At 34.1% G+C, this 26,947-nt stretch carries 27 protein-coding genes; 17 read left to right on the top strand and 10 right to left on the bottom strand.

The window, feature by feature from the left end:
- Positions 1–17: 17 nt before the first annotated feature.
- The 4 genes from V7Z48_RS04315 to V7Z48_RS04300 form a co-directional block, all read right to left on the bottom strand.
- Positions 18–755, bottom strand: a complete 738-nt coding sequence (locus V7Z48_RS04315) for a hypothetical protein (RefSeq protein ID WP_334112167.1) — start codon at positions 753–755, stop codon at positions 18–20.
- Between the two features lie 93 nt (positions 756–848).
- Entirely contained in the window at positions 849–2,843 is a 1,995-nt protein-coding gene (ligA, locus tag V7Z48_RS04310; RefSeq protein ID WP_334112166.1) for an NAD-dependent DNA ligase LigA, read from the bottom strand.
- 27 nt (positions 2,844–2,870) lie between these two features.
- A complete protein-coding gene (gene prmC / locus V7Z48_RS04305; protein WP_334112165.1) occupies positions 2,871–3,743 on the bottom strand; it encodes a peptide chain release factor N(5)-glutamine methyltransferase in 873 nt (290 codons plus the stop codon).
- Positions 3,740–4,231: a GNAT family N-acetyltransferase gene (locus tag V7Z48_RS04300; RefSeq protein ID WP_334112164.1), complete on the bottom strand. Its 492-nt coding sequence runs from the start codon at positions 4,229–4,231 to the stop codon at positions 3,740–3,742. The genes prmC and V7Z48_RS04300 overlap by 4 nt, the downstream gene beginning before the upstream one ends.
- 35 nt (positions 4,232–4,266) lie before the next feature.
- Here V7Z48_RS04300 and ribD point away from each other — a divergent pair, with 35 nt between their 5' ends.
- From ribD to V7Z48_RS04280, 4 genes are read left to right on the top strand one after another with little or no spacing between them, the layout of a single operon-like run.
- On the top strand, positions 4,267–5,322 hold the full coding sequence (gene ribD, locus V7Z48_RS04295) for a bifunctional diaminohydroxyphosphoribosylaminopyrimidine deaminase/5-amino-6-(5-phosphoribosylamino)uracil reductase RibD (protein ID WP_334112218.1): 1,056 nt from the start codon (positions 4,267–4,269) through the stop codon (positions 5,320–5,322).
- Entirely contained in the window at positions 5,315–5,926 is a 612-nt protein-coding gene (locus V7Z48_RS04290; RefSeq protein ID WP_334112163.1) for an HAD-IA family hydrolase, read from the top strand. Before ribD ends, V7Z48_RS04290 begins: the two co-directional genes overlap by 8 nt.
- Positions 5,923–6,786 (top strand): DMT family transporter, encoded by an 864-nt coding sequence (locus V7Z48_RS04285; RefSeq protein WP_334112162.1) that lies wholly within the window; start codon positions 5,923–5,925, stop codon positions 6,784–6,786. Before V7Z48_RS04290 ends, V7Z48_RS04285 begins: the two co-directional genes overlap by 4 nt.
- Positions 6,786–7,394 carry an IMPACT family protein gene (locus tag V7Z48_RS04280; RefSeq protein WP_334112217.1) on the top strand — a complete coding sequence of 203 codons (609 nt, stop codon included), beginning with the start codon at positions 6,786–6,788 and terminating at the stop codon, positions 7,392–7,394. The genes V7Z48_RS04285 and V7Z48_RS04280 overlap by 1 nt, the downstream gene beginning before the upstream one ends.
- Here the strand turns inward: V7Z48_RS04280 and V7Z48_RS04275 are convergent.
- Entirely contained in the window at positions 7,391–7,801 is a 411-nt protein-coding gene (locus V7Z48_RS04275; RefSeq protein ID WP_334112161.1) for an acyl-CoA thioesterase, read from the bottom strand. The genes V7Z48_RS04280 and V7Z48_RS04275 overlap by 4 nt on opposite strands.
- 186 nt (positions 7,802–7,987) lie before the next feature.
- On the opposite strand from V7Z48_RS04275, the gene dnaA reads away from it, so the two are divergent.
- From dnaA to V7Z48_RS04255, 4 genes are read left to right on the top strand one after another with little or no spacing between them, the layout of a single operon-like run.
- Positions 7,988–9,415, top strand: a complete 1,428-nt coding sequence (dnaA, locus tag V7Z48_RS04270) for a chromosomal replication initiator protein DnaA (protein WP_334112160.1) — start codon at positions 7,988–7,990, stop codon at positions 9,413–9,415.
- 12 nt (positions 9,416–9,427) lie between these two features.
- Complete coding sequence (locus tag V7Z48_RS04265) at positions 9,428–9,895, top strand: low molecular weight protein-tyrosine-phosphatase (RefSeq protein ID WP_334112159.1); 468 nt, start codon at positions 9,428–9,430, stop codon at positions 9,893–9,895.
- A gap of 43 nt (positions 9,896–9,938) precedes the next feature.
- Positions 9,939–11,351, top strand: coding sequence for a PQQ-dependent sugar dehydrogenase (locus V7Z48_RS04260; protein ID WP_334112158.1), 1,413 nt, complete (start codon positions 9,939–9,941; stop codon positions 11,349–11,351).
- A 2-nt stretch (positions 11,352–11,353) separates the two neighbouring features.
- Positions 11,354–12,064, top strand: coding sequence for an SAM-dependent methyltransferase (locus V7Z48_RS04255; RefSeq protein ID WP_334112157.1), 711 nt, complete (start codon positions 11,354–11,356; stop codon positions 12,062–12,064).
- A gap of 6 nt (positions 12,065–12,070) precedes the next feature.
- Here the strand turns inward: V7Z48_RS04255 and V7Z48_RS04250 are convergent, their stop codons facing one another.
- From V7Z48_RS04250 to dapF, 5 genes are all read right to left on the bottom strand, one after another.
- Positions 12,071–12,739: a peptidoglycan-binding protein LysM gene (locus V7Z48_RS04250; protein ID WP_334112156.1), complete on the bottom strand. Its 669-nt coding sequence runs from the start codon at positions 12,737–12,739 to the stop codon at positions 12,071–12,073.
- Between the two features lie 108 nt (positions 12,740–12,847).
- Positions 12,848–13,726 (bottom strand): DUF2279 domain-containing protein, encoded by an 879-nt coding sequence (locus tag V7Z48_RS04245; RefSeq protein WP_334112155.1) that lies wholly within the window; start codon positions 13,724–13,726, stop codon positions 12,848–12,850.
- A 32-nt stretch (positions 13,727–13,758) separates the two neighbouring features.
- On the bottom strand, positions 13,759–14,799 hold the full coding sequence (gene mltG / locus V7Z48_RS04240; RefSeq protein WP_334112154.1) for an endolytic transglycosylase MltG: 1,041 nt from the start codon (positions 14,797–14,799) through the stop codon (positions 13,759–13,761).
- Positions 14,800–15,324: a GNAT family N-acetyltransferase gene (locus V7Z48_RS04235; RefSeq protein WP_334112153.1), complete on the bottom strand. Its 525-nt coding sequence runs from the start codon at positions 15,322–15,324 to the stop codon at positions 14,800–14,802.
- Positions 15,318–16,097, bottom strand: a complete 780-nt coding sequence (gene dapF, locus V7Z48_RS04230; protein ID WP_334112152.1) for a diaminopimelate epimerase — start codon at positions 16,095–16,097, stop codon at positions 15,318–15,320. Before dapF ends, V7Z48_RS04235 begins: the two co-directional genes overlap by 7 nt.
- Before the next feature lie 124 nt (positions 16,098–16,221).
- Between dapF and V7Z48_RS04225 the strand changes: the two genes are divergently transcribed.
- The 9 genes from V7Z48_RS04225 to V7Z48_RS04185 form a co-directional block, all read left to right on the top strand.
- The gene (locus V7Z48_RS04225) at positions 16,222–17,640 is read left to right on the top strand and encodes a S1C family serine protease (protein ID WP_334112151.1); all 1,419 of its coding nucleotides are present in this window, start codon (positions 16,222–16,224) and stop codon (positions 17,638–17,640) included.
- A 161-nt stretch (positions 17,641–17,801) separates the two neighbouring features.
- Entirely contained in the window at positions 17,802–19,250 is a 1,449-nt protein-coding gene (locus tag V7Z48_RS04220; RefSeq protein ID WP_334112150.1) for a glyceraldehyde-3-phosphate dehydrogenase, read from the top strand.
- A 138-nt stretch (positions 19,251–19,388) separates the two neighbouring features.
- Positions 19,389–19,904, top strand: a complete 516-nt coding sequence (locus V7Z48_RS04215; RefSeq protein ID WP_334112149.1) for a hypothetical protein — start codon at positions 19,389–19,391, stop codon at positions 19,902–19,904.
- A 4-nt stretch (positions 19,905–19,908) separates the two neighbouring features.
- On the top strand, positions 19,909–20,646 hold the full coding sequence (locus tag V7Z48_RS04210) for a hypothetical protein (RefSeq protein ID WP_334112148.1): 738 nt from the start codon (positions 19,909–19,911) through the stop codon (positions 20,644–20,646).
- 112 nt (positions 20,647–20,758) lie between these two features.
- Positions 20,759–21,379, top strand: a complete 621-nt coding sequence (locus V7Z48_RS04205; protein ID WP_334112147.1) for a tRNA (guanine-N1)-methyltransferase — start codon at positions 20,759–20,761, stop codon at positions 21,377–21,379.
- Between the two features lie 6 nt (positions 21,380–21,385).
- Entirely contained in the window at positions 21,386–22,063 is a 678-nt protein-coding gene (trmD, locus tag V7Z48_RS04200) for a tRNA (guanosine(37)-N1)-methyltransferase TrmD (RefSeq protein WP_334112146.1), read from the top strand.
- Positions 22,064–22,207: 144 nt separating this feature from the next.
- Positions 22,208–22,558: a 50S ribosomal protein L19 gene (gene rplS, locus V7Z48_RS04195; RefSeq protein ID WP_334112145.1), complete on the top strand. Its 351-nt coding sequence runs from the start codon at positions 22,208–22,210 to the stop codon at positions 22,556–22,558.
- Between the two features lie 814 nt (positions 22,559–23,372).
- Positions 23,373–25,598 carry an NADP-dependent isocitrate dehydrogenase gene (locus V7Z48_RS04190; RefSeq protein WP_334112144.1) on the top strand — a complete coding sequence of 742 codons (2,226 nt, stop codon included), beginning with the start codon at positions 23,373–23,375 and terminating at the stop codon, positions 25,596–25,598.
- 85 nt (positions 25,599–25,683) lie between these two features.
- Positions 25,684–26,947 (top strand): TonB-dependent receptor (locus V7Z48_RS04185; RefSeq protein WP_334112143.1); only part of this gene is annotated, 1,264 nt, incomplete at its 3' end.

The raw sequence follows: 26,947 nt of genomic DNA, 5'->3' as shown, positions 1-26,947 counted from the left end.
TTATTAAAATTTAAGACTTAAATTTTTAGATCGTCACTATAAGGACTCATGATAGGTTCGCTGTTTTTCAAGGTTGAATGAATATAAAAGAATAAAAATGCTCCAACCAGTAAAACCGAACACATAATATTGAGTGTATTGCTGCTCTCAATGTAAAAATATGCTAGTTGAATTACCTCAGAGAAAACAATTAATATTGAGCCTATTAAAAGATTCATAGATTTAATATCATCTCTGTAAATATAATTTAACAAGGCAACAGAAAGTAAAGCCATCACAACCGAGTTGTAAACAAATTCAAGGAAATATTCTGTTGGATTTAGAACCTTTTCAGTTGTTTCAGAAATAACAATTACGCTAAAAACATCCAATACTACAAGAATAATGATGTGAAACGGTAATTTTCTGACCAATATCTTCAGGTCTAACCCACGTAACACTTTTATGATCAGCAATAAATATGCGAAAATAAAAAGTGAATTAATAACGTAGTAATAAACTTTATTGTTAAATAATGAAGTGGTAAGTTCTAACCATGCTACAAAGTCAAGAATTGCGCCAGCAGTGAAAAATAATAAAAATAATTTGAAATAAATACTTTTTTGTTCAACAGACATGTAATAAAGTGCTGTGAGTCCAATTAATAAAACTGCTTTTATTCCAGCGCCATAAAACTCCATGCCCATAACTTGCACAACTATAAAGGCGATTGCCAACAATACAAGTAGGCTTTTAAGAACTAGCTTATCGTTCATTTTAATAGATTTGGGTTTACAAATATAAAAATAATTTACATATAAACGAATTATTTGACATTTTAACGATGTTTTTTTTAATTTTGTAAGAATTTACATCAGTTTATTTAGAAAATCCACTTCAGAAATAATAGGAATGTTCAAGCTTTCGGCTTTTGTTCTTTTGCTCGGTCCCATATCGTTCCCTGCCACTACGAAAGAAGTTTTTGTAGAAATTGAAGATGCTACCCTACCGCCATTGTCTTCAATTAACTTTTTAATTTCATTTCTTGAAATATTTTCGAATACGCCGGAAACAACAATAGTTTGTCCTTTTAATTTATCGGTTTGGTTTGCTAGTTCCGATTCATCTAGCTCAAATTTCAAACCGAATGATTTAAGTCTGCTAATTATGTTTCTATTTTCTTCCGCTTCAAAGAAGGCTTTAACACTTTCTGCAATTTTTTCTCCAATTTCATCTACATTCTTTAATTCCTCGAAACTCGAAAGTGCAATCGCATCGATATTTTTAAAATGCTTAGCTAATTTTTTAGCAACGGTTTCACCAACATATCTAATTCCTAATGCGAATAGTACACGCTCAAAAGGAATCGCTTTAGATGCCTCTATTCCATTGATTAAATTTTCTGCGCTTTTATCGGCCATTCGTTCCAACGGAATAACTTGATCTTTTGTTAGTTCAAATAAATCGGAATAGTTGCTGATAAGACCTGCATTCACTAATAAAGTCACAGTTTCTGCCCCAAGTCCATCAATATCCAAAGCTTTTCTGGATATAAAATGTTGAATTCGTCCAATGATTTGAGGATTACAGGAATTATAATTCGGGCAGTAATGTTGCGCTTCACCTTCAATGCGCTCTAACATGGTATCACATTCGGGGCAATGCGTTAGGTATTCGGTAGGACTAGAATTCGGCAAACGCTTTGTAAGATCAACAGCAATTATTTTGGGAATGATTTCACCACCCTTTTCTACAAATACCGTATCTCCTACCCTAATATCTAATTTTTCTATAATATCTGCATTGTGTAATGAGGCACGTTTTACAATGGTTCCAGCCAATTCAACCGGTTCTAAATTGGCAACTGGCGTAACCGCACCCGTGCGACCAACCTGATAGGTAATCGCATTTAGAAGCGTACTCACCCGTTCAGCTTTAAATTTATAAGCCATCGCCCAACGCGGCGATTTTGCAGTAAAGCCAAGTTCATCTTGCTGAGCAAAACTATTGACCTTTACTACAACACCGTCAATTTCATAAGGCAAATGGTGTCGCTGCTTGTCCCAATTTGAAATGTAGGCTAATACTTCATCGATATCATGAACCAATTTGGCTTCCTTCGGAACTTTAAAACCCCAATTTCTCGCCTTTTGAAGACTTTCATATTGATTATCGGCGAAAAGATTATCGCTCTTTATACTGTAAAGCAAACATTCCAAAGGGCGTTTGGAAACCTCAGCACTGTCTTGTAATTTTAAACTTCCTGAGGCTGTGTTTCTGGGGTTTCGGTACGGTTCTTCGCCAATTTCTAGGCGCTCTTCATTCATTTTATTAAATCCATCAATCGGCAGAATGATTTCACCTCTAATTTCAAATTCTTCAGGAAAATCGCCTGATAATTTTAAAGGAACAGACTTTATAGTTTTAACATTAGCTGTAACGTCGTCACCTTTTTCACCATCACCACGGGTAACGGCACTTAGCAAAAAACCATTTTTATAGGTTAAATTAATAGAAGCACCATCATATTTTAATTCACATGTATAGTGAACCTCACCATCAACCATTTTTTTAATGCGGCTTTCCCAATCCAATAAATCTTCTTTTGAATAGGAATTAGAAAGCGAATACATTCGGTTTTTGTGCGTTACCGTTTCGAAGTTTTTAGTAATTGCGCCACCAACGCGTTGTGTGGGTGAATTGTCGTCAGAAAATTCTGGATGCTCCTTTTCTAACTTTTGAAGTTTATCTAATAATTGGTCAAATTCAAAATCGGAAATAGTGGGCGCGTCCAAAACATAATAATTATAGTTATGCTGGTGTAATTCGTCTCTAAGTTGCGCTATGGTTTCTTGTATATTCATTTAATAGGAAAACTTTCAATTAGTGGTTTACTTTGTTGCTTTAATCATTCTATCGTTGCCAGAAAGATCTTGGTAGATTTCAATAGTTTCAAAATTATGCATTTCTAGCATTTTTTTGGTTTCTTGCGCTAAATATTGATTGATTTCAAAAAACAACAAGCCATTTGGCTTCATATATTCTGAAGCGAACTTTGCGATGGCTCTATAAAAAATTAACGGATCTTCATCTGAAACAAATAAGGCAGAAGTGGGTTCGAAATTTAATACATTGTCTTTCATTTGGGCCTTTTCTAGTTCACGTACATAGGGTGGGTTTGAAATAATAACATCAAATTGAATATTCTTAAAATTCTCTGTCCAATTTGTTTCCTTTAAAATATCAGTCTCAATAAAGGAAACTTCTACCGCATTTAAGGCTGCATTTTCTTGAGCGATTTTAAGTGCCTGGCTTGAAATATCCAAAGCAAACACATGAGCATTTCCGATGAGTTTTGCCAATGAAATTGCAATACAACCAGTTCCTGTTCCTATGTCTAAAATGTTTATTTTATCTGAATCAACATGGTGAGGTTTTAAACTCTCAATTGCTAAAGACACTAACTCTTCAGTTTCAGGTCTCGGAATTAGCGTGTGTTGATTCACCTTAAATTCTAATCCATAAAAATAGGTGGTTCCTATAATATATTGAACTGGTTCGTTGTTTTGCAATCGGTTTAAGGCTTCGGTTAATTGAGATAATTCTATATCAACGAGCATATTGTATGGTGTTAGGCTTAAATCGATTCTTTTCTTATTTAAAAATTGCTCCGATAGTAAAAAAAACATCGCATCTACCTCATTCTTGCCATATTCAGCATCTAGTTTTAGGTGAAATTGTGTATGAATTTCTTTAAAGGTCATAAGTTCTTTAACATCCAAACGCTACAAGAATAATGGCCAGTGTCTCCCATTGGTGCATCAATATAATAAAATCCAACTTTTCGGTATAGCTTTCTAGCATTTTCCATGTAAGGCATCGTTTCTATATAACATTGTTCATATCCAAAAGTTTTAGCTTGCTCCAAACACATAGCCATCATTTTTGAACCTAAACCTTTTCCTCTGGCTTCTGATTTAAAGTACATTTTTTGCAGTTCGCAAATTGGTCCATCGTAATTATCTAACTGTGCAACGCCGGCGCCACCATAAATTTCGCCATTGCTTTCCACTACAAAATATCGAGATGTTGGTTTGTTAAACGTTTCAAACATTTCATCTAAAGCTTTATCGGCATAGGCAGTACCTACTTTTGGCACGCCAACTTCAATTAAAACACTTCTTATAGCAGCGGCTATTTTTGGGTTATCACTTGGCTGAATTGGCCTGATTACATAATTATTTTCAGTCACTTTAAAATCTTATTTTTGTGGAGATATTTCGCGGGATGAAGATACATGAAAAATACATAAAACGCTGTATTGAAATTGCCAAAAATGGACTCGGCACCACTGCGCCTAACCCTATGGTTGGCTGTGTTCTAGTGTGTGAAAACAAAATTATTGCCGAAGGTTTTACAAGTCCATACGGTGGTGCCCACGCTGAGGTAAATGCAATTAACGCAGTAAAGGATATTTCGTTGTTTGGCGAGGCAACTTTATACGTTACCTTAGAACCTTGTTCGCATTTTGGTAAAACACCACCGTGTAGCGATTTAATTATAAAGTATCATATAAAACAAGTTGTTATTGGGTGTTTAGACAGTAATCCGTTAGTGGCTGGGCGCGGCATTGCAAAACTCAAAGCTGCTGGTTGCGAAGTGATCACTGGAGTTTTAGAGGAAGACTGCAGAGAACATCACAAGCGCTTTTTTACCTTTCACGATAAAAAACGACCCTATATAATTTTAAAATGGGCCGAAACAGATGATGGTTTTATCGCTCCAAATCAAAAATCTGAAATTAAACCAATTTGGATCACCAATGCCTATTCAAGACAATTAGTACACAAATGGCGTGCAGAAGAACAGGCTATTTTGGTCGGTTCAAAAACGGTTCAAGAAGACAATCCAAGTTTAACCGTTCGAGATTGGAGTGGGAACAACCCGATTAGAATTGTACTCAATCCAAAAGGTGACTTATTACCTTCATTTCAAATATTTAATTCTGATACCAAAACCATTGTTATTGGAAATCTAAAGAATGAAGTACTTCAAGCTTCTGACAATTTAATTTTGGAAAGTATTAACTGGGATTCACAACACGACATTGCCAAACAGATTTGCGATGTATTGTGGAAACATCAAATTACGTCTGTTATTATTGAAGGTGGCGCACAAACCTTACAGACTTTTTTAAATGAAAATCTTTGGGACGAAGCCCGCATTTTTATAAGTGAATTGCAATTTAATTCTGGTGTGAAAGCACCTATTTTAAGGGCAACAAAATCAAAAACAACTGAAAAAATTAGTAACGATACTTTAAGTATTCACAAAAATGATTAATACATTAATTTTTGACTTTGGTGATGTGTTTATCAATTTAGAAAAACAAGGTTCTTTGCAAAAAACACGGCGCCTGTTAAAAATTGATGCGTTGCCAAAAAACTTAATAAAAATAAATGAGCAATACGAAAAAGGTCTTATGAATGATTCAGATTTTTTGTCATTTTATCATTCACAGTTTCCTTGGATGAACAAAAATGAACTTATTACACTTTGGAATTACATCATTAAAGATTTCCCTTTATACCGATTAGAATTTTTGAAAAACATTGCAAAAAGCAAACGTTACAAACTCATTTTACTAAGCAACACCAATAATCTGCATATTAATTATGTAAAAGAAACCGTTTCATTTTACGAAGAATTCAAAAATTGCTTTGATTGGTTTTTTCTTTCGCACGAAATTAATTTGAGAAAACCCGACCTAAATATTTACGAATATGTTTTAAAGACCACCAATACCGTAGCAGAACAAGCTCTATTTATTGACGACACCAAAGAAAATACCAAAGCTGCTAAGCAGTTAAACATCAAAACCTGGAATATAAATCCAGAAACCCAAGATGTAGTAACGATGTTTAACGATTTAAAACATTTATTTTGATTTACTTACTGCTCAGCATTCTATCGTCGACTGCAATTTTTGTTTTATTTAAACTATTTCACAAATACAACATCAACACCTTACAAGCCATTATTGTTAATTATGTGGTAGCTGCCACTGTTGGTTTCATTAGTTATGAAAACACTATTAATTTATCTGTTATATCCAATTCAAGATGGTTTATTGGAGCTATTTTACTAGGTGTATTATTCATTGCAATATTTAATGTCATGGCGTTAACAGCTCAAAGAAATGGAATTTCTATCGCTTCGGTTGCCAGCAAAATGAGCGTTATTATTCCGATAATTTTTGGGATTTACGTTTACAATGAAAGTGCGGGTTTGGTGAAAATCGCAGGAATTGTTCTGGCTCTGGTTGCAGTTTATATGGCATCCGTCAAAACCAAGCAAAACGTTCCTGTAAAAAAATCTTTATTGTTGCCCTTTATTCTTTTTATTGGTTCGGGAATAATTGAAACTTCTTTAAAATATATTGAAACTAATTATGTTGAAAGTGATGGCATCCCAATATTTTCAGCCACTATTTTTGGATCGGCTGGCATTATTGGTTTACTAGTTATAGCGGCAAAAATAATTGGCAAAAGTCTTATTCCTGATTTAAAAAGTATACCTGCCGGACTTGTTTTAGGTGTTATTAATTACTATTCTATTTATTTTTTATTGAAAGCCTTGCAATACGATGGTGCCGAAAGTTCTACCATTTTCACTGTCAATAATGTTACCATTGTGATGCTAAGTGCGGTGATTGGTTTCGTCTTATTCAAAGAACGTTTAAGTTTTAAAAATATCATAGGAATTATATTGGCTATCGTTTCAATTATATTAGTAACCATTTCATGATGAACGATACTTACCGAACTATTAGTAAACCAATAGAAGCTGTGCTTTTTAAGGACAAGAATAGTAAGTTTTTTGGATATGCGTTTCCCGTTCAAGATGAAGACGCTGTAAAGTTGCAAATAGAACATTTAAAAAAAGAACACCACTCAGCCAGACATTGGTGTTATGCTTATCAAATAGGAACTTCAGAAATTAAATACCGCACCAACGATGATGGCGAACCAAATAATTCGGCTGGAATACCTATCTATGGTCAAATACAATCGTTTGAACTGACCAATGTTTTAATTGTAGTTGTAAGATATTTTGGAGGCACCAAATTGGGTGTTAGCGGATTGATTAACGCTTATAAAACAACTGCTCAGTTAGCTCTAGAAAATGCAAAGATTGAGGAAAAAACCGTGAACGTAATTATGGAGGTTCATTTTGAATACATAAATATGAATACGGTAATGCGTATCATAAAAGAACACCAACTAAATATACTAAAACAAGATTTCAAACTAAATTGCAAGCTACAATTTGAAGTGAGACTCAGCGAATCTGAGACTATTATGAGCGTTTTTAAAGCCTATCACGAACTTCAAATAACCAAAATAAACTATTAATCTTGCAGTTCATCTAAAAGATAGCTAGGGCATCGTGTAGGCCTATTCCTGTTAACATCAATAAAGGCTAAAACTGTATTCCCTTCAACTAAAATTTCTCCTGCTTCATTATAAATTTCATAATTAAATTCTATAGTAACCGATGGAATTTTCACCAACGAAGTTTTAACGGTTAATACATCGTCATAACGAGCTGACTTTATGTATTTTACTTTAAGAGAAATAACAGGAAGCAAAAAACCATCAGCTTCCATTTGTTTGTAAGTAATACCGAAATCGCGCAACCATTCTGTTCTACCAACCTCAAAATACTGTGCGTAATTGCCATAGTAAACGACGCCCATTTGGTCAGTTTCCCCATAGCGAACTCGCAATTTATATTCGTTCTTTTTTAATTCTACTGACATTATTTTAAAATATTTTTGTAATTTCAACGAGATTTAAACCTGAGGAAAATTTTATTAAAATACAAGGGTATTTGATTTTTTTTTTAAGAAAATTGTTCACATATTTGTCTTATTAAAATGATTCAAGAGAAACCCAGCTTTCTCTTTTTTTTGCTAATCTAACTAACAACAAAATTATCAATTAGAATGGATGTAACTGCGCAATCAGTTTGGAGTAATTGCCTGTCTTTTATAAAAGATAACATACAACCCCAAGCATACAAAACCTGGTTCGAGCCAATACAAGCAGTTAAACTTTCTGAGAATGCTCTTAACATACAAGTACCAAGCAAGTTTTTTTACGAGTGGCTTGAAGAACATTACGTTAAAATTTTAAAAGTAGCCTTAACAAAAGAATTAGGAGATACCGCGAAGCTGGTTTACATTATAAAAATGGAAAACACTTACGGCAATAAACAACCCTTTACAGAGCGAATTCCAAGCTCTCAAAGATCAGCCGTTAAAGCACAAGATGTTGATGTTCCTTTAAACAATAAAAGTCCAGAACTTCGCAATCCGTTTGTTATCCCGGGAATTAGAAATATAAAAATTGAATCGCAGTTAAATCCGAATTATAATTTTGAAAATTTCTTAGAAGGTGATTCTAACCGTTTGGCCAGAAATGCCAGTATTGCAGTCGCTAACAAACCAGGAGGCACCTCCTTTAATCCGTTGTTGATATTTGGTGGTGTTGGTTTAGGAAAAACCCATTTAGCACATGCTATTGGTGTTGATATTAAGGATAAATACCCTGAAAAAACCATTCTTTATATTTCAGCCGAGAAATTTACCCAACAATACATAGATTCTGTAAAGAAAAATAACCGCAACGATTTTATTCATTTTTATCAAATTATTGATGTTTTAATTATTGATGATGTACAATTTTTATCTGGGAAGACTGGTACACAAGATGTGTTTTTTCACATATTTAACCACTTGCATCAAAACGGAAAACAAGTTGTTTTAACCAGTGACAAAGCTCCGGTTGACATGATTGATATCGAGCAGCGTTTGTTGTCGCGATTTAAATGGGGATTATCTGCCGAATTACAAACACCAGATTTTGAAACACGTGTTTCCATCTTAAAAAATAAACTGTACCGCGATGGTGTAGAAATGCCTGACGATATTGTTGAATATGTTGCTAAACATATAAAATCGAATGTAAGGGAACTTGAAGGTGCTATTATTTCATTAATTGCACAGTCATCTTTCAATAAAAAAGAAATCACCCTTGGACTGGCAAGAGAAATAGTTGAAAAATTTGTAAAAAACACCAAACGTGAAGTATCTATCGATTACATACAAAAGGTGGTTTCTGATTATTTTCAGATGGATATCAGCACATTACAGTCAAAAACTCGAAAACGACACATTGTTCAAGCTAGACAATTAGCCATGTTTTTTGCTAAAAAATACACAAAAGCTTCGTTAGCTAGCATCGGCTCGCAAATTGGTCAGAGGGATCATGCAACGGTTCTCCATGCATGCAAAACAGTTGATAACCTAACAACAACTGATAAACAATTTAGAAAATATGTGGATGATTTAGCCAAAAAATTATCCATCTAAAACTTCCTTGATATGACCCGTATATTGATGGTTTGTTTAGGAAATATCTGCAGATCACCATTAGCACACGGAATTCTGGAAGCTAAGCTTCCACTTCAGCATTTTTTTGTTGACTCCGCAGGTACAGCATCTTATCATCTTGGAGCTTCACCTGATAAACGCTCCATAACAATAGCTAAAACACACAACCTAGATATAAGTCATCAAAAAGCAAGACAGTTTAAACAATCAGACTTTGAAATTTTTGAGATTATTTATGCCATGGATCAAATCAATTATGAGCATTTATATAAAATGGCATCATCCAAAGAACACAGAAAAAAGCTAAAACTAATTCTAAAAGAAAATCCTAATACAACTACTAATAATGTGCCAGATCCCTATTATGGTGAATTAATTGATTTTCAGGAAGTATATGATCTTTTAAATGAAACTTGTACGCTTATTCCAAAGCAACTAATTGAAATTAACAAAACATAAGTCTCATTTTTTTTGATTTTTTATTTACCTTAATAAAAAAAATATGATGAAAATTTTAGTTACAGTAATGTTATTATCCTTTGGATCCAAGAGTTTTTCTCAATTAATAGATATTGAATTGTTCGCAACAGGTTTAAACAAGCCTGTGAGTGTTAAACATGCTGGAGATGACAGACTGTTTGTAGTTGAACAAGACGGTATCATCAAAATTGTATCCCCAGATGGCGATTTACTTTCAGAACCATTTTTAGATATCAGTGATAGAGTTATTACCGTAAATGGTATTGGTGATGAACGGGGTTTTTTGGGTTTGGCCTTTCATCCTAATTATGATGCAAATGGTTTTATTTATGTAAATTATATCAACGACAGTGGTAGTACCGTAATATCGAGATTCACTCGGCAATCGGAAAATTTGGCCGATTCAAATACTGAATTAATTTTACTCACTTACACACAGCCCTTTCAAAATCATAATGGCGGCGACATGGCATTTGGTCCAGATGGATATTTGTATATTTCAAGTGGCGATGGTGGCTCGGCTGGTGATCCCGATAACAACTCGCAAACACTCACTAATTTATTGGGTAAAATATTACGTATAGACGTTGACAATCCTTCCAATGGTAATAATTACGGCATACCAAATACCAACCCTTTTTTCGAAAGTCCTTCGGGTGAAGATGAAATTTGGGCTTATGGACTAAGAAACCCTTGGAAGTTTTCATTTGACAGAAACAACACTGATATCTGGATTGCCGATGTTGGTCAGAACGAAATAGAAGAAATAAATATAGTGGATATAAATTCTAGCGTCATACACAATTTTGGCTGGCGCTGTTTTGAAGGTAACCAACCATTTATCAATAACAATTGTCCACCTGAAAATCTACTAACTTTTCCAGTTGCTTCTTACCCACATTCTGGAGGTGCTGTTTTTAGATGTTCTATTACAGGTGGATATAGGTACCGTGGTGCAGCACAACCAACCTTACAAGGTATATACTTTTTTGCAGATTTTTGTAGCCAAGAAATTGGGTATTTACAACAAAACGGAACCGATTGGGTTATGAATTTTACAGCGCCTTTAAATCAGAATTGGGTAGCCTTTGGAGAGGCCTTTAATGGCGAAATATATGCCGTTAGCATTATTGAAGGTTCTTTGTATAAAATTATAGATAGCAATTTAAGTGTCGAAGAATTTGACATCAATAAAATTGTAGCTGAACCAAATCCCGCTTCTAACCAAATTTCTTTTAACTTAAATAACAATGCTGCTATGTTGAATGAAATTATCGTCTATGATATTTTTGGCAAAATAGTTTTAAATGCAGACAATATTGAATCAAATAGTTTTTCACTAAATCTAAACGACTACTCAAATGGTATGTATCTAGCAAAAATTAAGTTGAATAACAATCAATCTAAAATTGTAAAATTTATTGTGAATAAATAAACATGCAGAAAGGTATATTATATCTCATCCCCGTGCCGCTCGGTGATAATCCACCCTTGGAAGTGCTTCCCATATCTGTAAAAAAAGCTATAGAAGATTTAAATTATTTTATAGTAGAAAATGAAAAAGCAGGGAGAAAATTTATAAAAAACATCTATCCTGGAAAGTCACAATCAAAGCTTAATCTTTTTCCTCTTAATAAATTTACTGAAGTAGCAGACACGATTAAATATTTAGACATTTGCGATGAAGGCATTTCTATTGGCTTACTTTCGGATGCAGGATGTCCCGCTATTGCCGATCCAGGTTCCGAAATTGTTAAACTGGCACATCAAAAAAACATTCAGGTAGTTCCTTTAGTTGGGCCATCCTCAATATTACTCGCCATGATGTCCTCTGGAATGAACGGACAAGGATTTACATTTAATGGCTATCTACCCATCGATAAACAAGAACGCAAAACCAAAATAAAATTGCTTGAACGTATATCGTTTGAGCAACACTTATCACAATCCTTTATCGAAACTCCTTACAGAAACAATCAGCTTTTAGAGGAACTTATTAAAACATTGCAACCAAATACCAGAATTTGTGTGGCTTGCGATATCACTTTAAAAACCGAATATATTTTCACTACCACAGCTCAAGATTGGTCTAAAATAAAAGTGGACCTTCATAAAAGGCCCACTATTTTTATTATTCAAAAAGATTAAATTATTTTATAACAAAGCTTTTGCAGTTTTGTTTGCTTCAATAAGCGTTGTATCATATCCCGAAAAACGCTCCATATAATAGGCTACTGAAGAGCCAAATGCGTCTGATACGTTTTGTTTTCCGTATGATCTTAAAAAACGTTGTACACTTCCAGGACCAGCCAAATGAGCCGCTGCTAAAATTCCTGATTCCGTAACTACAACATTACCAATTTTTTTACCGTCAAACTTCTTAATGTCCCTTCTCAAAATCCATTTATTTCGTTGGGCATTGGCTAGGAAAGCACGCTCTTGTAATTCTGGTGTATATAAAAAGGCATTTGGATTGTGAATCCCAATTAACTGCAATGTTTCAGCGCCGAATTGGTATTTTCCTAAATAACCAAAATCATTAACAGTGAAATAATTACCTCTCGATTCTTTAAATCCTATGGCTTCTTTAAAAGCCAAATATGAATTACCAAGATAAGGCATGTAATGTTCCAAAATAGAATCTGTGTCGTCTTTGACAGTTAAATCTAGCATTGCTAAATCATCCGAAACTGTAAAGTGAAGGTCTAAACCTTCAGTAGAGTAACTGCTGAAATCTTTGTCTCCGCTTGAATATAAGCCAACAAAAAGCGCAGTAAGTATTGCCAGAGGGATTGCAATATAATTAAATACTTTTTTAATCATAATAGCTTTTTTAAGTAAAGCAAAATAGTCCCCAAATAGGCCTTACAAATTAAGCGTGCAAAGATAACGCTAATTATTGAATTGGCAATAATAAGGGTTAAAGTGCAGTTAAAAGTATATGTAGTGTAGTTTTAGTGTTCCTTTACTATTGATTTCCAGAGTAGGAAATGGCAGCTTTATTAGATTGAAAACATCAAATAAAGTTCTTAAAATTGCAGAATTGGTCTCAATTCTAGTAAGATCTATATCCAAACTAAAGTAATACTGACGGTATGGATTAAATGTTGGCAACCCTTCAACTTCATTATTTTTTGTGGCACTTAACATGCCTTCGGCACTATAACCAAAAGCTATGTTTAACCATTTTGGGATGTTATTTGTTTTAAAAAACGAACTTATGTTGGCGCTTAACCAATAAGTTTGTCCGTTGTAATCTTTAAAGATTTCTTCTGCAAGTCCGTTACCCAGTATTTCAGGTCTTAATCCAGCATACTGTGTTTGATGAAACGAATATTTTAAAAGGATACGCTGTTCATTCCATAATAATTCCTGACCAATGAACAATCCAGAACCAAGAGCATTAAATGCCATATCGCCCCAAGAGAAACCCCATTCTTCAGAAAAACCGTCCATAACCTCTATGGCCGTTAAAAAAGTTAAGCCCAAGGTAGCGCCATAAATCAACTGCTTATCTTTATCAATACCTGCCCAGTTTAAAGTATTCGCACCCAACTTTCCTAAATGATAAGAGGAAAAAGCATGTCCCATTTTATCCATTTGCAACCAGTGATTGTTGTCGTTAATGGTTTTAAAACTACTTCTTTCAAAATCAGAATACCACAATCGGTCTAAGGCTAACAATGATAATCCCGTAACTGTAGCTTGTGAAGCAATCACCGCGTTGCGTCTTTGTTTGTGTAATGTATCGCTTGGTTTTAAAAAAGCGTTAACCTTCGATTGTGAAGTTGAACTAATTGTAAAGAGCAATAAAATTATATAGATTACTACGCTTTTCAAAATTACCGCATAATTCCTTGTTGAGAAAGATAGCTTTGATACGCTCGTGCATTTGCATTGTGTTGCTGCAGTGTTTTAGCAAATCTGTGATAACCAATGCGCTTGGCGTCGGCTGCAAAATAAAGATAATCGTGTTTTAGATAGTTTAACACTGCATCTATAGCCGAAATATCGGGCATTGCAATTGGGCCTGGTGGCAATCCTCTGTTTAAATAAGTATTATAAGGAGAATCAATTGATTTGTGAATATTTAAAACACGTTTAATAATTACACCGTCATATTGGGGTAATTGATAGGCAGCGAATTTTAACGTTGGATCGGCTTGAAGTGGCATTCCTATTCTTAATCTATTCATATAAACACCAGCTATAATAGGTTGCTCATCAATTTGCTTTGACTCTTCATGTACTATTGATGCCAAGGTGCTAACTTGTTGCGCATTTAAATTAATGCTGTTGAGCTTGGCTTCTCGTGCTTTCCAAAATTTTTGATATTCGGTCAGCATCTTCGCTCTGAATTCGACTGCTGAAGTATTCCAAAAAAACTCGTAACTATTCGGAATGTACATCCCCAAAATATTTTCAGCATCGATACCTTCTGCTTTATAAAATGCTTCTTCCTTAAAGGCTTTAATCAAACTTAAACTATCCGCTTCAATTTGAACCGCAATTCTTCCAGCTAATTTTTCTAAAGTTTCTTGATTGTTGAATGATACTTTAACTGGAAGATTTTTAGTTCTAAGACTATTTATAATTTCATTATTATTCATGTCTTTCAGAATGGCATACCTCCCTGGTCGAATGTTGGTTACATACTTCTTTCGTTTGGCTAAGGCTTCAAACTTATCAAGATCTTTCAACAAAGGCTCTAATTGATTTTTCACATCTGAAAAATTATCATCACTAGCAATATATACATAAGACTTTTCGTTGTTAAATGCTGTGTTGGGCACAAACATAGTATTGTAAACGAAGTAAGCGAAAAAAGCAGCGATAAGTAATCCAAGAAGAACAATGAATAGTAGGATTTTTTTAATATACATTTAAGAATTTATTAATTGAAACATCTGTTCGTTTTTGAATTGACCCGAGGTAAAGTTCCAGTCTTTTTTACATCCAATATATTCAAAATTGCAACTTTTAAACAATCGAATACTGGCATCGTTTCCTTCGGTGATATTACAGTAGATTTGATGCAGATTTAAAACTGAAAAACAATATTTTATGAGCACCTGAAGCGCATCTTTACCATATCCATGTCCTCTATTTTCCGAACTGTTTATAACGAGTCCAATGCCAGCTCTTCTATGTTGCGGATCGAAATCAAACAAATCTATAAAGCCAACTACCTCGTTATTCAAACTACAAATAACCAACCTTAATTGTTTTACTTCAAAAATATCTTTGTGCGATTCTTCTAAATATTGTTTTAAAACATAATGTGAATAGGGTGTTTGGGTATGACTAACTTCCCAAATAGACGTGTCGTTTTCGGTATTGTAAACATGGATAATATCTTCCGGCTCTAGCGCACGCAAAAAAACCAAATCACCCTTTAAGTTTACCATTGTATTTCGCCTTTAAAAACTTGCTCAGCAGGGCCAATTAACCAAATATTCTCGTAACCATTTGATGTTTTATCGAAGGTGACTTTTAGTTCGCCACCTCGGGTTTGTAAAGTTACCAAATTTTGATCTGTTTGATTAGTAGCGTGCATAGCAATAGCAACAGCAGTAACACCAGTACCACATGATAAAGTTTCGTCTTCTACGCCGCGTTCGTAGGTTCTAACATTAAAAAGTGCTTCAGATTGTTTTTTAACAAAATTAATATTACAACCATCGGTTTTATATAAATTGCTATTCCTTAATTTAGATCCTTCGCGTTTCACATCCATAACTTGCAAATCACTATGCATTTCAACATGATGCGGCGATCCCGTATTAAGCAATACATGGTTATTGAAAGTTGAAATAGTGTTAACATTTTGCATTTGCAACTTTATTGATTCACCTTCTATAATAGCATGGTGCACGCCATCTATAGCTTCGAAAGTGGCCTCACTATCAATAATGTTCAGAAATTTGGCAAATGCCGTAATACATCTACCGCCGTTACCGCACATACTACTCTCATTACCATCTGCATTAAAATATACCATTCTAAAATCATAATTAGGATGATTTTCTAACAGAATAAAGCCATCTGCACCTATGCCAAAACGTCGGTCGCACCAATGCGTAATTTTTTTGGTATCATTTTTGCCGATTTTGAAGAGACGATTATCCACCATTATGAAATCGTTGCCGGTACCTTGGTATTTGTAAAAATTGATTTTCATAGGGGACAAATATAAGAATTATACAGCGTAAAATTTGCTGTTAAATAGTCGTTAAAGTTAAAATCGAAATTTAATAAAACTGTAATTTTAATCGTTATACAAACAACTTTAAATACAAAATAGAATGAAAAAGATGTTATCAATGTTTGCGGTTTCGGTACTAGGTGGCGTCATCGCATTGTCAAGTTACTTGTATTTTATTCGACCGAACAATGGTATTTCTACCTTAGTAACCAAGGTTGAGCAACCAACTTTTATCCCAACAAATTTTAATGTAAACACCACAGCTTCAAACAGTGAAACACCAAATTTCGTCACAGCAGCGGAGCAAACTATTGATGCAGTTGTGCACGTAAAAAACACTTCTATATACAGCGCACCGACAAGTCTGCAGGATTTATTTTTTGGGAGACAATCGTCTCGTGCTCAAGTTGGCACTGGTAGTGGCGTTATCATTTCACCAGATGGTTACATTGTTACCAACAACCACGTAATTGCTGAAGCCAACGAAATTTCAATCACCACAAATAGTAACAAAATTTATAAAGCTACCTTAATAGGCGCCGATTCAAAAACCGATATTGCTTTATTAAAAATAGAAGCAGATGAAGATATGCCGTATGTAACTTTTGGAAATTCAGACAACGCTAAAATTGGCGAATGGGTGCTAGCTATCGGCAACCCATTTAACCTCACCTCTACTGTTACTGCCGGAATTATTAGTGCAAAATCCCGTGACTTAACAGGCAACTACGAACAATCGTTTATCCAAACTGATGCAGCTGTTAATCCAGGTAATTCAGGAGGTGCCTTAGTTAATATAAACGGCGAACTTATTGGCATTAATACGGCTATCACATCTAAAACAGGTTCTTACATCGGCTATTCGTTTGCGGTACCGAGTAATATTACGCGTAAAGTTATTAATGATATTATGGAATATGGTGCCGTTCAACATGGCATTCTAGGCGTAGCAGGCGGTTCATTAAACAGTGAAATAGCCAAACAATTAAAAGTTAATGAAACCGAAGGTTTTTACATTGAAGACGTTGAAGTTGAATCTGGCGCCGATAAAGCTGGGCTTAAAAAAGGTGATATTATTAAGGAAATTGACAACATAAAAATATCAAAGTTTACCGACATGAAGGGTTATTTAAACACAAAACAACCTAACGATGTTGTTAGAATTAAATATTTAAGAAACAATCAGTTGAAAAGTGCAGAAGTTATCTTAGTTAAACGCTCAATTGCCAATTTCCCTCTTATCGGAACCTTAAAGGAGCCAAGTAAAGAGGTACTTAAAAAGCACAAATTAGATTTTGGTCTTGAAATACAAGAGCTTACCAATAACCCAAGAATTAAGAATGCTTGGATAAAAAATGGAGTGAATTCTGGAACCATCGTTACAAAAATTAACAATCAAAAAATTCACACCATTGATGATCTTGAACGTTTAAAAACCGAATTGCCACCCAATGAACCTATCGTAATAGAAATTATAAATAAAGATGGAGAAAAAGAAAAATATTATTTCCAGAATTAATTTCGAATTTTAATAAATCACTTTAAAATCACCTTCAATAATCTCTAAAATTGAAGGTGATTTTTTATTCAAAAATTAGCCACGAAAACGTTTGAAATATATTATTTTTGCGCAACTTTTAAAGTTTCAAACCAACAATCGACACAACTAAATTCATCAAAATGAGCACACCTATTACCTATGACAAAGAACTTGCTTTTCAGGCCGACCGACGAAAAGCCACCGTAGAATTCATTAAAATAGTTAACGATTTATGGTATGATAAGGCCATTGAATTAGTGATTTTCAGAAATCAATTAATCGATAAAAGTGTAAGTGAAATTTTAAATCTTCACGAATACGCTGGCAGATTTGTGGAAAAACCGATTTCAATCTTTGATTCGGTTGAAATTTTGCGTGCTATCAAAACATTGGATTTACCACCAGCCAAATTAGATATTGGTAAATTAACCTATGAATTCCATTTAGCAGAATCGAAATACAACAACGCCATGGCTTTTGTAGCCACTAAATTAAAAGATTCTGAATCGCACGAAATCATCAAACCTAAAGACGTTGTATTATACGGATTTGGCAGAATTGGTCGTTTGGTAGCCCGCGAACTTCTTGCCAAAACTGGTAAAGGCAACCAGTTAAGGTTACGCGCTATTGTTACAAGGGGAAAACTAGACTTTACGATATTAGAAAAAAGGGCAGCGTTGTTGCGTAACGATTCTGTACATGGTGTTTTTCCTGGAACTGTTACTACCGATATCAAAAATGAAGCTTTGATCATTAATGGGACAACTGTAAAAATTATTTCAGCAAACTCACCAGAAGAAATTGATTATACTAGCTACAATATAAAAGATGCTTTAATTATAGATAATACCGGCGCTTTCAGAGATAAAACTGAACTATCAAGACATTTAAAATCTAAAGGCGCAAGTAAAGTTTTACTTACCGCACCAGGCAAAGAAATACCAAACATTGTTCACGGGGTAAATCATTTAGACTACAAACCAGATGCGGTCAATATCTTCTCGGCTGCATCTTGCACTACAAACGCTATTACGCCAATTCTTAAAGTAATTGACGATGAATTTCAAATTAATACTGGTCATATAGAAACCATTCATGCTTACACCAACGATCAAAATTTAGTAGATAATTTTCATGATAAATACCGTCGAGGGAGAGCAGCAGGTCTTAATATGGTAATTACCGAAACTGGTGCCGGTAAAGCGGTGAGTAAGGCCTTGCCAAAATTAGATGGTAAACTCACCTCCAATGCCATTCGCGTTCCAGTACCTAACGGATCGCTGGCTATTTTAAATTTAGAATTCAATACAAAAACCTCCTTAAAAGCCATCAATCAATTGATAAAAAAACACGCTTTAGAAGGTAATTTAGTTGAACAAATAAAATACGAAATGAGCGACGAACTTGTTTCTAGTGATATTATAGGATCATCGGCTCCGGCTATTTACGACAGCAAAGCGACAATAGTAAGAACGGATGGGAAAAATGCCATACTCTATATATGGTACGATAATGAATACGGCTATAGCCACCAAGTAATTAGATTGGCGAAATACATTTCAAAAGTAAGACGTTATCATTATTATTAATTTAGAATATATCCTTGATTAAAAAAACTTGTCTAAACGGACAAGTTTTTTTCATTTACCAAGCAACCAATTTATACTATCTGCATCTTTAGCTTATAAATTATAACAAACTTAATCTTAAATTAATCAATCAAAATCATGAAAAAACATTTAGTCTATTTAGCACTTGTAACTTGTTTGTGCTTTCAAAGTTGCTGGATACCAAGCCCTGATGACGAACCTAATAATTTTGATATTGGGGTATCGAATTACGAACCAGTAATTATCAGTAGAAGCGAACTTGAAACTTCCACCATAATTGAATCGCCAAAAACCATTGAAAACTCTGGAAAGATTTATGTGAAGGATGAATTTTTATTTATAAATGAAAGAAATAAAGGTTTCCATGTTTTTAATAATTCTAATCCAGAAAACCCTGTTAAAATAGCTTTTATAAAAGTTTTAGGCTCATCTGATTTAGCGGTGAAAAATAATATTCTTTATATCAACAACGCGACAGATTTAATCACGCTCACTGCTGATTTAACTACAAACTCAATTGAGATTACTAAACGCATTGCCAACACGTTTCCTCAAATGATTTCTCCCGAAGGATTTCAATATAATAATCTTAATGATGATCAAATTATCATTGATTGGATTTTAAATGACTAACCATATGAAACGTATTTTATTTATAATTTCAGTAGCGCTATTGTTGGGATGTAATTCCGACGGTACCGAAAATGTCAATGCCAACTTCAGTGAAAATGGACAAGGCGGATCTCTAGCACGTTTTGTTTTGACAAACAATTACTTGTACACAGTAGATAACTTTGGTCTCAATGTTTTTAATCTTTCAGATCCCGAACAACCAGTAAAAGTTAATAGTGTTCCAGTAGGTTTTGATATAGAAACCCTATTCAATTACAAGGAATACCTTTATATCGGCTCTCAAAACGGAATGTTTATTTACAGCATTTCTAATCCTGAATTACCAACTTATTTGTCCGATGTACAACATTTTACCGCTTGTGATCCAGTGGTAGCAAATAATACCCATGCCTTCGTTACGCTTTATGCCGATGTTGGATGCGGAAATACCATAAATATTTTGGAAACTTATGATGTAACAGATGTTTTAAATCCAGTTCTGATATCCACACGCAATCTCACCAGACCAATAGGAATGGCGCTTTACGGCAACTATCTGTTTGTTTGTGATGATGAAGTTAAAATTTTTGACATAAGTGATGCTCAGAACTCAATATTAGTCAATGCAATCAGTCGAAATGCCTTTGACGCCATTATTCAGAATAATTTACTGATTTTAATTGGTGAAAATGGTTTGTTTCAATATGAGCTAAATCCAAATAATATTGAAGACATTTCATACTTAAGTATGGTTAATTTTTAAATATTTTAGAAGCTTTAGCGTTAGTCATTGATATTATCCAAATTTAATTGGATAATATCTTAGTTAAATTTTTTATATTGCCAACTCAAACCAATCAAAAACCAGAATAAAAATGATAAGAAGGATTAAAATTATTTTATTGATTTTCACTGTGTTATTTGTTGGCAAAATAACTGCTCAGGAAACAACCGAAGACTTAGAACAAGATAAATTATCGCTTACAGAAGGCACTGTTGAAAACCAATTTGAATATGTAATTCAAAGGTCTAATAACTATCAAGATTACAAGGTGGTTAAAAAGGATTGGTTAATTCAACTAAAGGCTCATGTTTTAGATTCTTTAGAAGCTGTAAATAAAGACATCCTGAAAAATGCATCCACTATTAAAAATCAGGAAGAAGAGATATTAAATCTAAAAGAGAATCTCGAAAACACCAAAAACCAGCTTGACAGTACCGTTCAAGAAAAAGATAGCATGCGGCTTTTTGGGCTTCAACTCAGTAAAACAGGTTATAACGTTGTCATGTGGAGCCTAATTGCTGGACTTTTAGTTTTGCTGATTGTGTTCATATTTAAGTTTAAATCGAGTAACTCCATTACTAAGAACACCAACAAAAAGCTGTTAGAAATTGAAGATGAATTTGAAGAGCACCGTAGAACAGCTGTGGAGCGTGAGCAAAAAGTAAGACGTCAACTTCAAGACGAATTAAACAAACAAAAATCTGGAAAATAAGCTGCAATGCGTATCGATATTATTACTGTATTGCCTGAGCTAATAAAAAGTCCTTTTGAAGCCTCAATTTTAAAACGTGCCATCGAAAACCAATTAGTAGAAGTCCATTTTCATAATTTAAGAGACTACACAACGGATAATTACAAATCTGTAGACGACTACCAATTTGGCGGTGGTGCCGGTATGGTAATGATGATTGAGCCAATTGATAAATGTATTTCAGAGTTAAAATCCCAACGAGCTTACGACGAGGTAATATACATGACTCCAGATGGTACGGTTTTCAACCAGCAAATAGCCAATCATTTGTCTTTAAAAGGAAATATAATAATACTATGCGGCCATTACAAAGGTGTTGACCAACGCGTTAGGGATTTATTTGTAACCAAAGAAATATCCATTGGCGATTATGTTTTATCTGGTGGCGAATTGGCAGCTGCTGTATTATGTGATGCGATTATTAGATTAATTCCCGGTGTGTTAGGTAACGAAACTTCAGCATTAACCGATTCGTTTCAAGATAATTTATTGGCCCCACCCATTTACACCAGACCACGAGAATACAAAGGAATGAAGGTTCCTGAAGTGTTATTTAGTGGTAACTTTCCTAAAATTGAAATATGGAGAGACGAGCAATCTTACCAACGAACCAAGGAGCGCAGACCAGACTTATTGGACGATTAGAAGGCTATAACTTTAAATTTATATATAAATTCACACCATTATATTGCCAATTCTGAATAATTGATTATTTTTGCACCCAATTTTAGATTAACCTCTGGCGAAAACCGTGAATGTTGATTTAGATTTAACTTTAAATAATAAAAGATGAATTCTTTAGTAAAATTTGTACAAGACGAGTTTGTTGCAAAGAAAGATTTTCCTGACTTTGGAGCAGGAGATACAATAACAGTATATTACGAAATTAGAGAAGGTGAAAAAGTTAGAATCCAGTTTTTCAAAGGTGTGGTTTTACAACGCAGAGGCTCAGGAGCTACTGAAACTTTTACCATAAGAAAAATGTCAGGCACTGTAGGTGTTGAACGTATTTTCCCAATTAACTTACCAGCACTTCAAAAAATTGAAATCAATAAGAAAGGTAAAGTTAGACGCGCTAGAATATTCTACTTTAGAGGTTTAACTGGTAAGAAAGCCAGAATTAAAGAAGTTAGAAGATAATTCAAACAAAAATATATATGAAAGCCTTGCTATGATGCAGGGCTTTTTTATTAACTATTGTTCATAAGTGTAGTTCATAAATTGTGCATATCTTCTGACCTAAATAATTTGTATATTTCAAAAGTTGACCTACATTTGTTAAACAATTAGCAACAAACCTAGTTTGGTTTTAAAGAAAACTTTAAATTAATGTTAAATTGTAATAAAGCAACGTTCTTTATTTGAATTGTTTTTTGAGGTTCTGAGATGTCATGTGTAGTCATGAATCAATCGAAAGAATCATGAAGTTGAATCCACGATGCTTACGACAGTAAGTTGCGAGGATAAGGCAGAAAGTTTGAAAGAAGTTTGAAACGCAAGTTTTTTACGACTAACAAACAATGTTTTAGGCGAGGCTTAACGCGAAAGCGAAAAGCAAATAATAAAACATCAAGAAAAACAATTCTACTAAAATGGAATATTAATGAGTAGATGTATTTTGAAAGTTAAATTCTGTTTTATTGAGATAGTGCAATTCAATACAAAAAAAGTGGTTTAAATTCGTTTAAATTATCTGAAGTCAATGCAAGTTGAATACGTATTAAAGGAGCTATTTCATAGAAAGCCATGTCAAAGTAGTTTTGCTACAGTGATATGGCTTTTGTGATTTATATAGGTTTCAATATTTATTGTTAAAAACACCTTCCTCCTACTTTAAGTTTTAAAACCTATCAAAACAAAGCAAGTAGTACTCTTCATTGGTTTCAAACCATTTTGAAATTCGTATATTTGCATCCGATTTCACAAAAAACAATCCATAATTACAATCAGAAATATGACACATCAAGGTACAATTTACTACACAAAAACCGATGAAGCACCAGCACTTGCAACACGCTCTTTTTTACCTATAGTCAAAGCATTTACAAAGTCATCACAACTTAATATTGAACTTAAAGATATTTCACTGGCCGGAAGAATATTAGCACAATTCCAAGATTTTTTAAGTCAGAATCAAAAAGTTGAAGATGCCTTAACAGAGCTAGGTGATTTGGCCACCAAACCAGAGGCTAACATTATAAAACTTCCCAATATAAGTGCCTCAATTCCGCAGCTAAAAGAAGCCATCACTGAACTTCAAAATAAAGGTTTTGCAGTGCCAAATTATCCCGATGCACCAAGTACTGATACCGAAAAGGACATAAGAAATAGATACGACAAAATTAAAGGTAGTGCCGTAAATCCATTACTGAGAGAAGGAAATTCAGATAGACGCGCACCAAAAGCAGTTAAAAATTTCGCAAAAAATAATCCGCATAGTATGGGTACATGGATTAAGGATTCCAAAACCCATGTTGCTACTATGACAGCAGGTGATTTTTATTACAACGAAAAGTCAACTACCATTGCTGAGGCTACAAAGATTAAAATCGTTCACACTGATAACAACGGTCCAAAATCCGTTTTAAAAGACTACTTTCCAATACTTTCAGGTGAAATTATTGATGCTTCAGTCATGAGCAAGAAAGCCTTAGTAAGCTTTTTAGATAAGGAAATTAAAGACGCCAAAACTCAAGATGTGTTGTTTTCATTACATATGAAGGCCACCATGATGAAAGTTTCAGATCCTGTTATTTTTGGTCATGCTGTCAAAACATACTTTAAAAATGTATTTGACAAATATGGCAACAAACTTCATGATCTTGGAGTTGATGTCAATAATGGCTTCGCTAATCTCATCAATAAAGTTGAATCGCTGCCTGAAAGCGATAAAAAAGATATCCTTGAATCCATAGACCACGCTTTTAATAACGGACCAGACATTGCGATGGTAAATTCGGAAAAAGGCATAACAAATTTGCACGTTCCTAGCGATATTATCATAGATGCTTCTATTCCAGCGATGATTAGAACATCAGGAAAAATGTGGAACAAGGATGGTGAATTACAAGACACTAAAATTGTAATACCAGACAGTAGTTATGCAGGTGTTTATGATGCCACGGTTAAATTCTGCAAAACACATGGTGCCTTCGACCCAAGAACAATGGGTACGGTTCCCAATGTTGGTTTAATGGCTCAAAAGGCAGAAGAATACGGATCTCATGACAAAACATTCGAAATAGAAAATGACGGAACTGTTACTGTAGAAGATTCCAATGGCAATATTATTTTTGAACATACAGTTGCATCTGGAGATATTTGGCGCATGTGTCAGGTTAAAGATGCTCCAATTCAAAACTGGGTGAAATTGGCAGTTACACGAGCAAAAGCCTCAGGTATGCCTGCTGTATTTTGGCTAGACAAAAACCGAGCTCACGATGCACAGCTTATTTCAAAAGTTAATACGTATCTATCGCAATTAGAAACCAATAATATCAATATTGAAATTATGGCGCCAACCGATGCGGCCACCTTTACTTTAGGTCGCGTAAAAGAAGGCAAAGACACAATTTCAGTTACAGGAAACGTATTAAGGGATTATCTTACAGATTTGTTCCCAATTTTAGAAGTTGGTACGAGTGCCAAAATGCTTTCTATAGTGCCATTAATGAATGGCGGTGGCTTATTCGAAACTGGCGCTGGAGGTTCTGCTCCAAAGCACGTTCAACAATTTATTGAAGAGAATCACTTGCGTTGGGATTCTTTAGGTGAATTTTTAGCCTTGGCAGTATCACTCGATCATTTGGGTGAAACCACCAATAATCCAAAAGCAAAAATTCTATCTGAAACACTTGATAAAGCAACCGAAAATTTGTTAAGTAACGGGAAATCGCCTTCGCGTAAAGTTGGTGAATTAGACAACAGAGGAAGTCATTTTTATTTGGCTTTATACTGGTCGGAGGCTTTATCTACGCAAAATGAAGACGCTAGTTTGAAAGATGAGTTTTCGAAAGTTTATCAGACGTTGAAATCAAAAGAGACAGAAATTGTCAATGAATTAAATAAAGCCCAAGGTAAAGCTATGGACATCGGCGGCTACTATTTTCCAGATGAAGTTTTAGCGAATAACGCTATGCGATCAAGTCGCGCTTTAAATGAAATAATTGACAAAATTTAAACTGCTTATTTAATATTAACTTACTGTTAAAAGCTCTTCATAATGAGGAGCTTTTTCTATTTTTATCAAAAAAATTGAACGCTATATGAAGTCAAAAAGTCTGAGAGTACTTTTCATATGTTTTGTTTTACCGTTATCAATATTTTCTCAAGATAAATTTACCTTAAGAGGTACCATATCAGACAGCAATACTAACGAAACCCTAATTGGTGTAACCGTATTAATAAGCGAACTTCAAACAGGTACATCTACCAATGAATATGGTTTCTTTTCAATCACACTTCCCGAAGCTAATTACACCATACAAATCTCATATTTGGGATATAAAACTATCAATAGAAGTATCAACCTAAATCAAAATTTGAATTTAAATTTTTCCATGGAAGAATCCTCAGAAAGTTTAAATGAAATTGTCATCACCGAAAACGTCGAAAAACTTGATTTAAAAAGGCCGCAAATGAGTGTGAATTCACTTTCAATAAACACTATAAAGCAAATGCCCGTTGTACTTGGTGAAGTTGACATTATTAAATCCATCACACTTTTACCTGGCGTCACCAATGCTGGTGAAGGTTCTTCAGGTTTTAATATTCGTGGTGGCTCGGTTGATCAAAATCTAATTTTATTGGATGAAGCCACTATTTTTAATTCATCGCATTTGTTCGGATTTTTCTCAGTATTTAATCCAGATGCCATAAAAGATTTAAAATTATTTAAAGGTGGTATTCCCGCCAAATACGGAGGCCGAGTTTCTTCTGTGTTAGATATTTATCAAAAAGAAGGCAACAGTAACAACTTTAAATTAAGTGGTGGTATCGGTCTGGTATCTAGTAGATTAATGGCAGAGGGTCCGCTTAAAAAAAACAAAGGATCCTTTTTAGTAGCTGGACGAAGCAGTTATGCACATTTATTTCTACCATTATTCGATATTGATAATAGCGCTTACTTTTACGATTTAAACACCAAACTTAGCTATCGGATAAACGACAATAACAGTGTTTATTTATCGGGATATTTTGGGAGAGATGTTTTTGAAATTTCTGATAGTTTTGAAAACACCTATGGAAATTCAGTTTTAAATTTTAGATGGAATCATTTATTTACAGATAAGTTGTTTTCAAACCTTTCATTAATTTATTCTGATTATTATTATGGACTAAAACTAAATTTTGTGGAATTTGATTGGAATTCTGGTATTCAAAATTTCAACCTCAGATACGACTTAAAACATTATTTAACACCAAAACTAAAACTGGAATATGGATTAAACAGTATTTATTATAGCTTTAATCCAGGCGAAATTAGACCGACAACTGAAACTTCAGGAATAAATTCGTTTGACCTTATTA

Source organism: Paucihalobacter sp. (assembly GCF_036825875.1).
GTDB lineage: Bacteria > Bacteroidota > Bacteroidia > Flavobacteriales > Flavobacteriaceae > Paucihalobacter.
The sequence above is the reverse complement of the archived record's forward strand: the minus strand, read 5'-3'. Positions and strand labels throughout refer to the sequence as shown.

Excerpts from the sequence above, each read along its gene's own strand:
- V7Z48_RS04205 (WP_334112147.1), top strand. The coding sequence starts at position 20,759 with ATGATAAGAAGGATTAAAATTATTTTATTGATTTTCACTGTGTTATTT.
- mltG (WP_334112154.1), bottom strand. The coding sequence starts at position 14,799 with ATGTATATTAAAAAAATCCTACTATTCATTGTTCTTCTTGGATTACTT.
- V7Z48_RS04190 (WP_334112144.1), top strand. The coding sequence starts at position 23,373 with ATGACACATCAAGGTACAATTTACTACACAAAAACCGATGAAGCACCA.
- trmD (WP_334112146.1), top strand. The coding sequence starts at position 21,386 with ATGCGTATCGATATTATTACTGTATTGCCTGAGCTAATAAAAAGTCCT.
- V7Z48_RS04280 (WP_334112217.1), top strand. The coding sequence starts at position 6,786 with ATGAACGATACTTACCGAACTATTAGTAAACCAATAGAAGCTGTGCTT.
- prmC (WP_334112165.1), bottom strand. The coding sequence starts at position 3,743 with ATGACCTTTAAAGAAATTCATACACAATTTCACCTAAAACTAGATGCT.
- ligA (WP_334112166.1), bottom strand. The coding sequence starts at position 2,843 with ATGAATATACAAGAAACCATAGCGCAACTTAGAGACGAATTACACCAG.
- V7Z48_RS04250 (WP_334112156.1), bottom strand. The coding sequence starts at position 12,739 with ATGATTAAAAAAGTATTTAATTATATTGCAATCCCTCTGGCAATACTT.
- V7Z48_RS04255 (WP_334112157.1), top strand. The coding sequence starts at position 11,354 with ATGCAGAAAGGTATATTATATCTCATCCCCGTGCCGCTCGGTGATAAT.
- ribD (WP_334112218.1), top strand. The coding sequence starts at position 4,267 with ATGAAGATACATGAAAAATACATAAAACGCTGTATTGAAATTGCCAAA.
- V7Z48_RS04215 (WP_334112149.1), top strand. The coding sequence starts at position 19,389 with ATGAAAAAACATTTAGTCTATTTAGCACTTGTAACTTGTTTGTGCTTT.
- V7Z48_RS04275 (WP_334112161.1), bottom strand. The coding sequence starts at position 7,801 with ATGTCAGTAGAATTAAAAAAGAACGAATATAAATTGCGAGTTCGCTAT.
- V7Z48_RS04225 (WP_334112151.1), top strand. The coding sequence starts at position 16,222 with ATGAAAAAGATGTTATCAATGTTTGCGGTTTCGGTACTAGGTGGCGTC.
- rplS (WP_334112145.1), top strand. The coding sequence starts at position 22,208 with ATGAATTCTTTAGTAAAATTTGTACAAGACGAGTTTGTTGCAAAGAAA.
- V7Z48_RS04315 (WP_334112167.1), bottom strand. The coding sequence starts at position 755 with ATGAACGATAAGCTAGTTCTTAAAAGCCTACTTGTATTGTTGGCAATC.
- V7Z48_RS04290 (WP_334112163.1), top strand. The coding sequence starts at position 5,315 with ATGATTAATACATTAATTTTTGACTTTGGTGATGTGTTTATCAATTTA.
- V7Z48_RS04235 (WP_334112153.1), bottom strand. The coding sequence starts at position 15,324 with ATGGTAAACTTAAAGGGTGATTTGGTTTTTTTGCGTGCGCTAGAGCCG.
- V7Z48_RS04265 (WP_334112159.1), top strand. The coding sequence starts at position 9,428 with ATGACCCGTATATTGATGGTTTGTTTAGGAAATATCTGCAGATCACCA.
- V7Z48_RS04210 (WP_334112148.1), top strand. The coding sequence starts at position 19,909 with ATGAAACGTATTTTATTTATAATTTCAGTAGCGCTATTGTTGGGATGT.
- dapF (WP_334112152.1), bottom strand. The coding sequence starts at position 16,097 with ATGAAAATCAATTTTTACAAATACCAAGGTACCGGCAACGATTTCATA.
- V7Z48_RS04220 (WP_334112150.1), top strand. The coding sequence starts at position 17,802 with ATGAGCACACCTATTACCTATGACAAAGAACTTGCTTTTCAGGCCGAC.
- dnaA (WP_334112160.1), top strand. The coding sequence starts at position 7,988 with ATGGATGTAACTGCGCAATCAGTTTGGAGTAATTGCCTGTCTTTTATA.
- V7Z48_RS04260 (WP_334112158.1), top strand. The coding sequence starts at position 9,939 with ATGATGAAAATTTTAGTTACAGTAATGTTATTATCCTTTGGATCCAAG.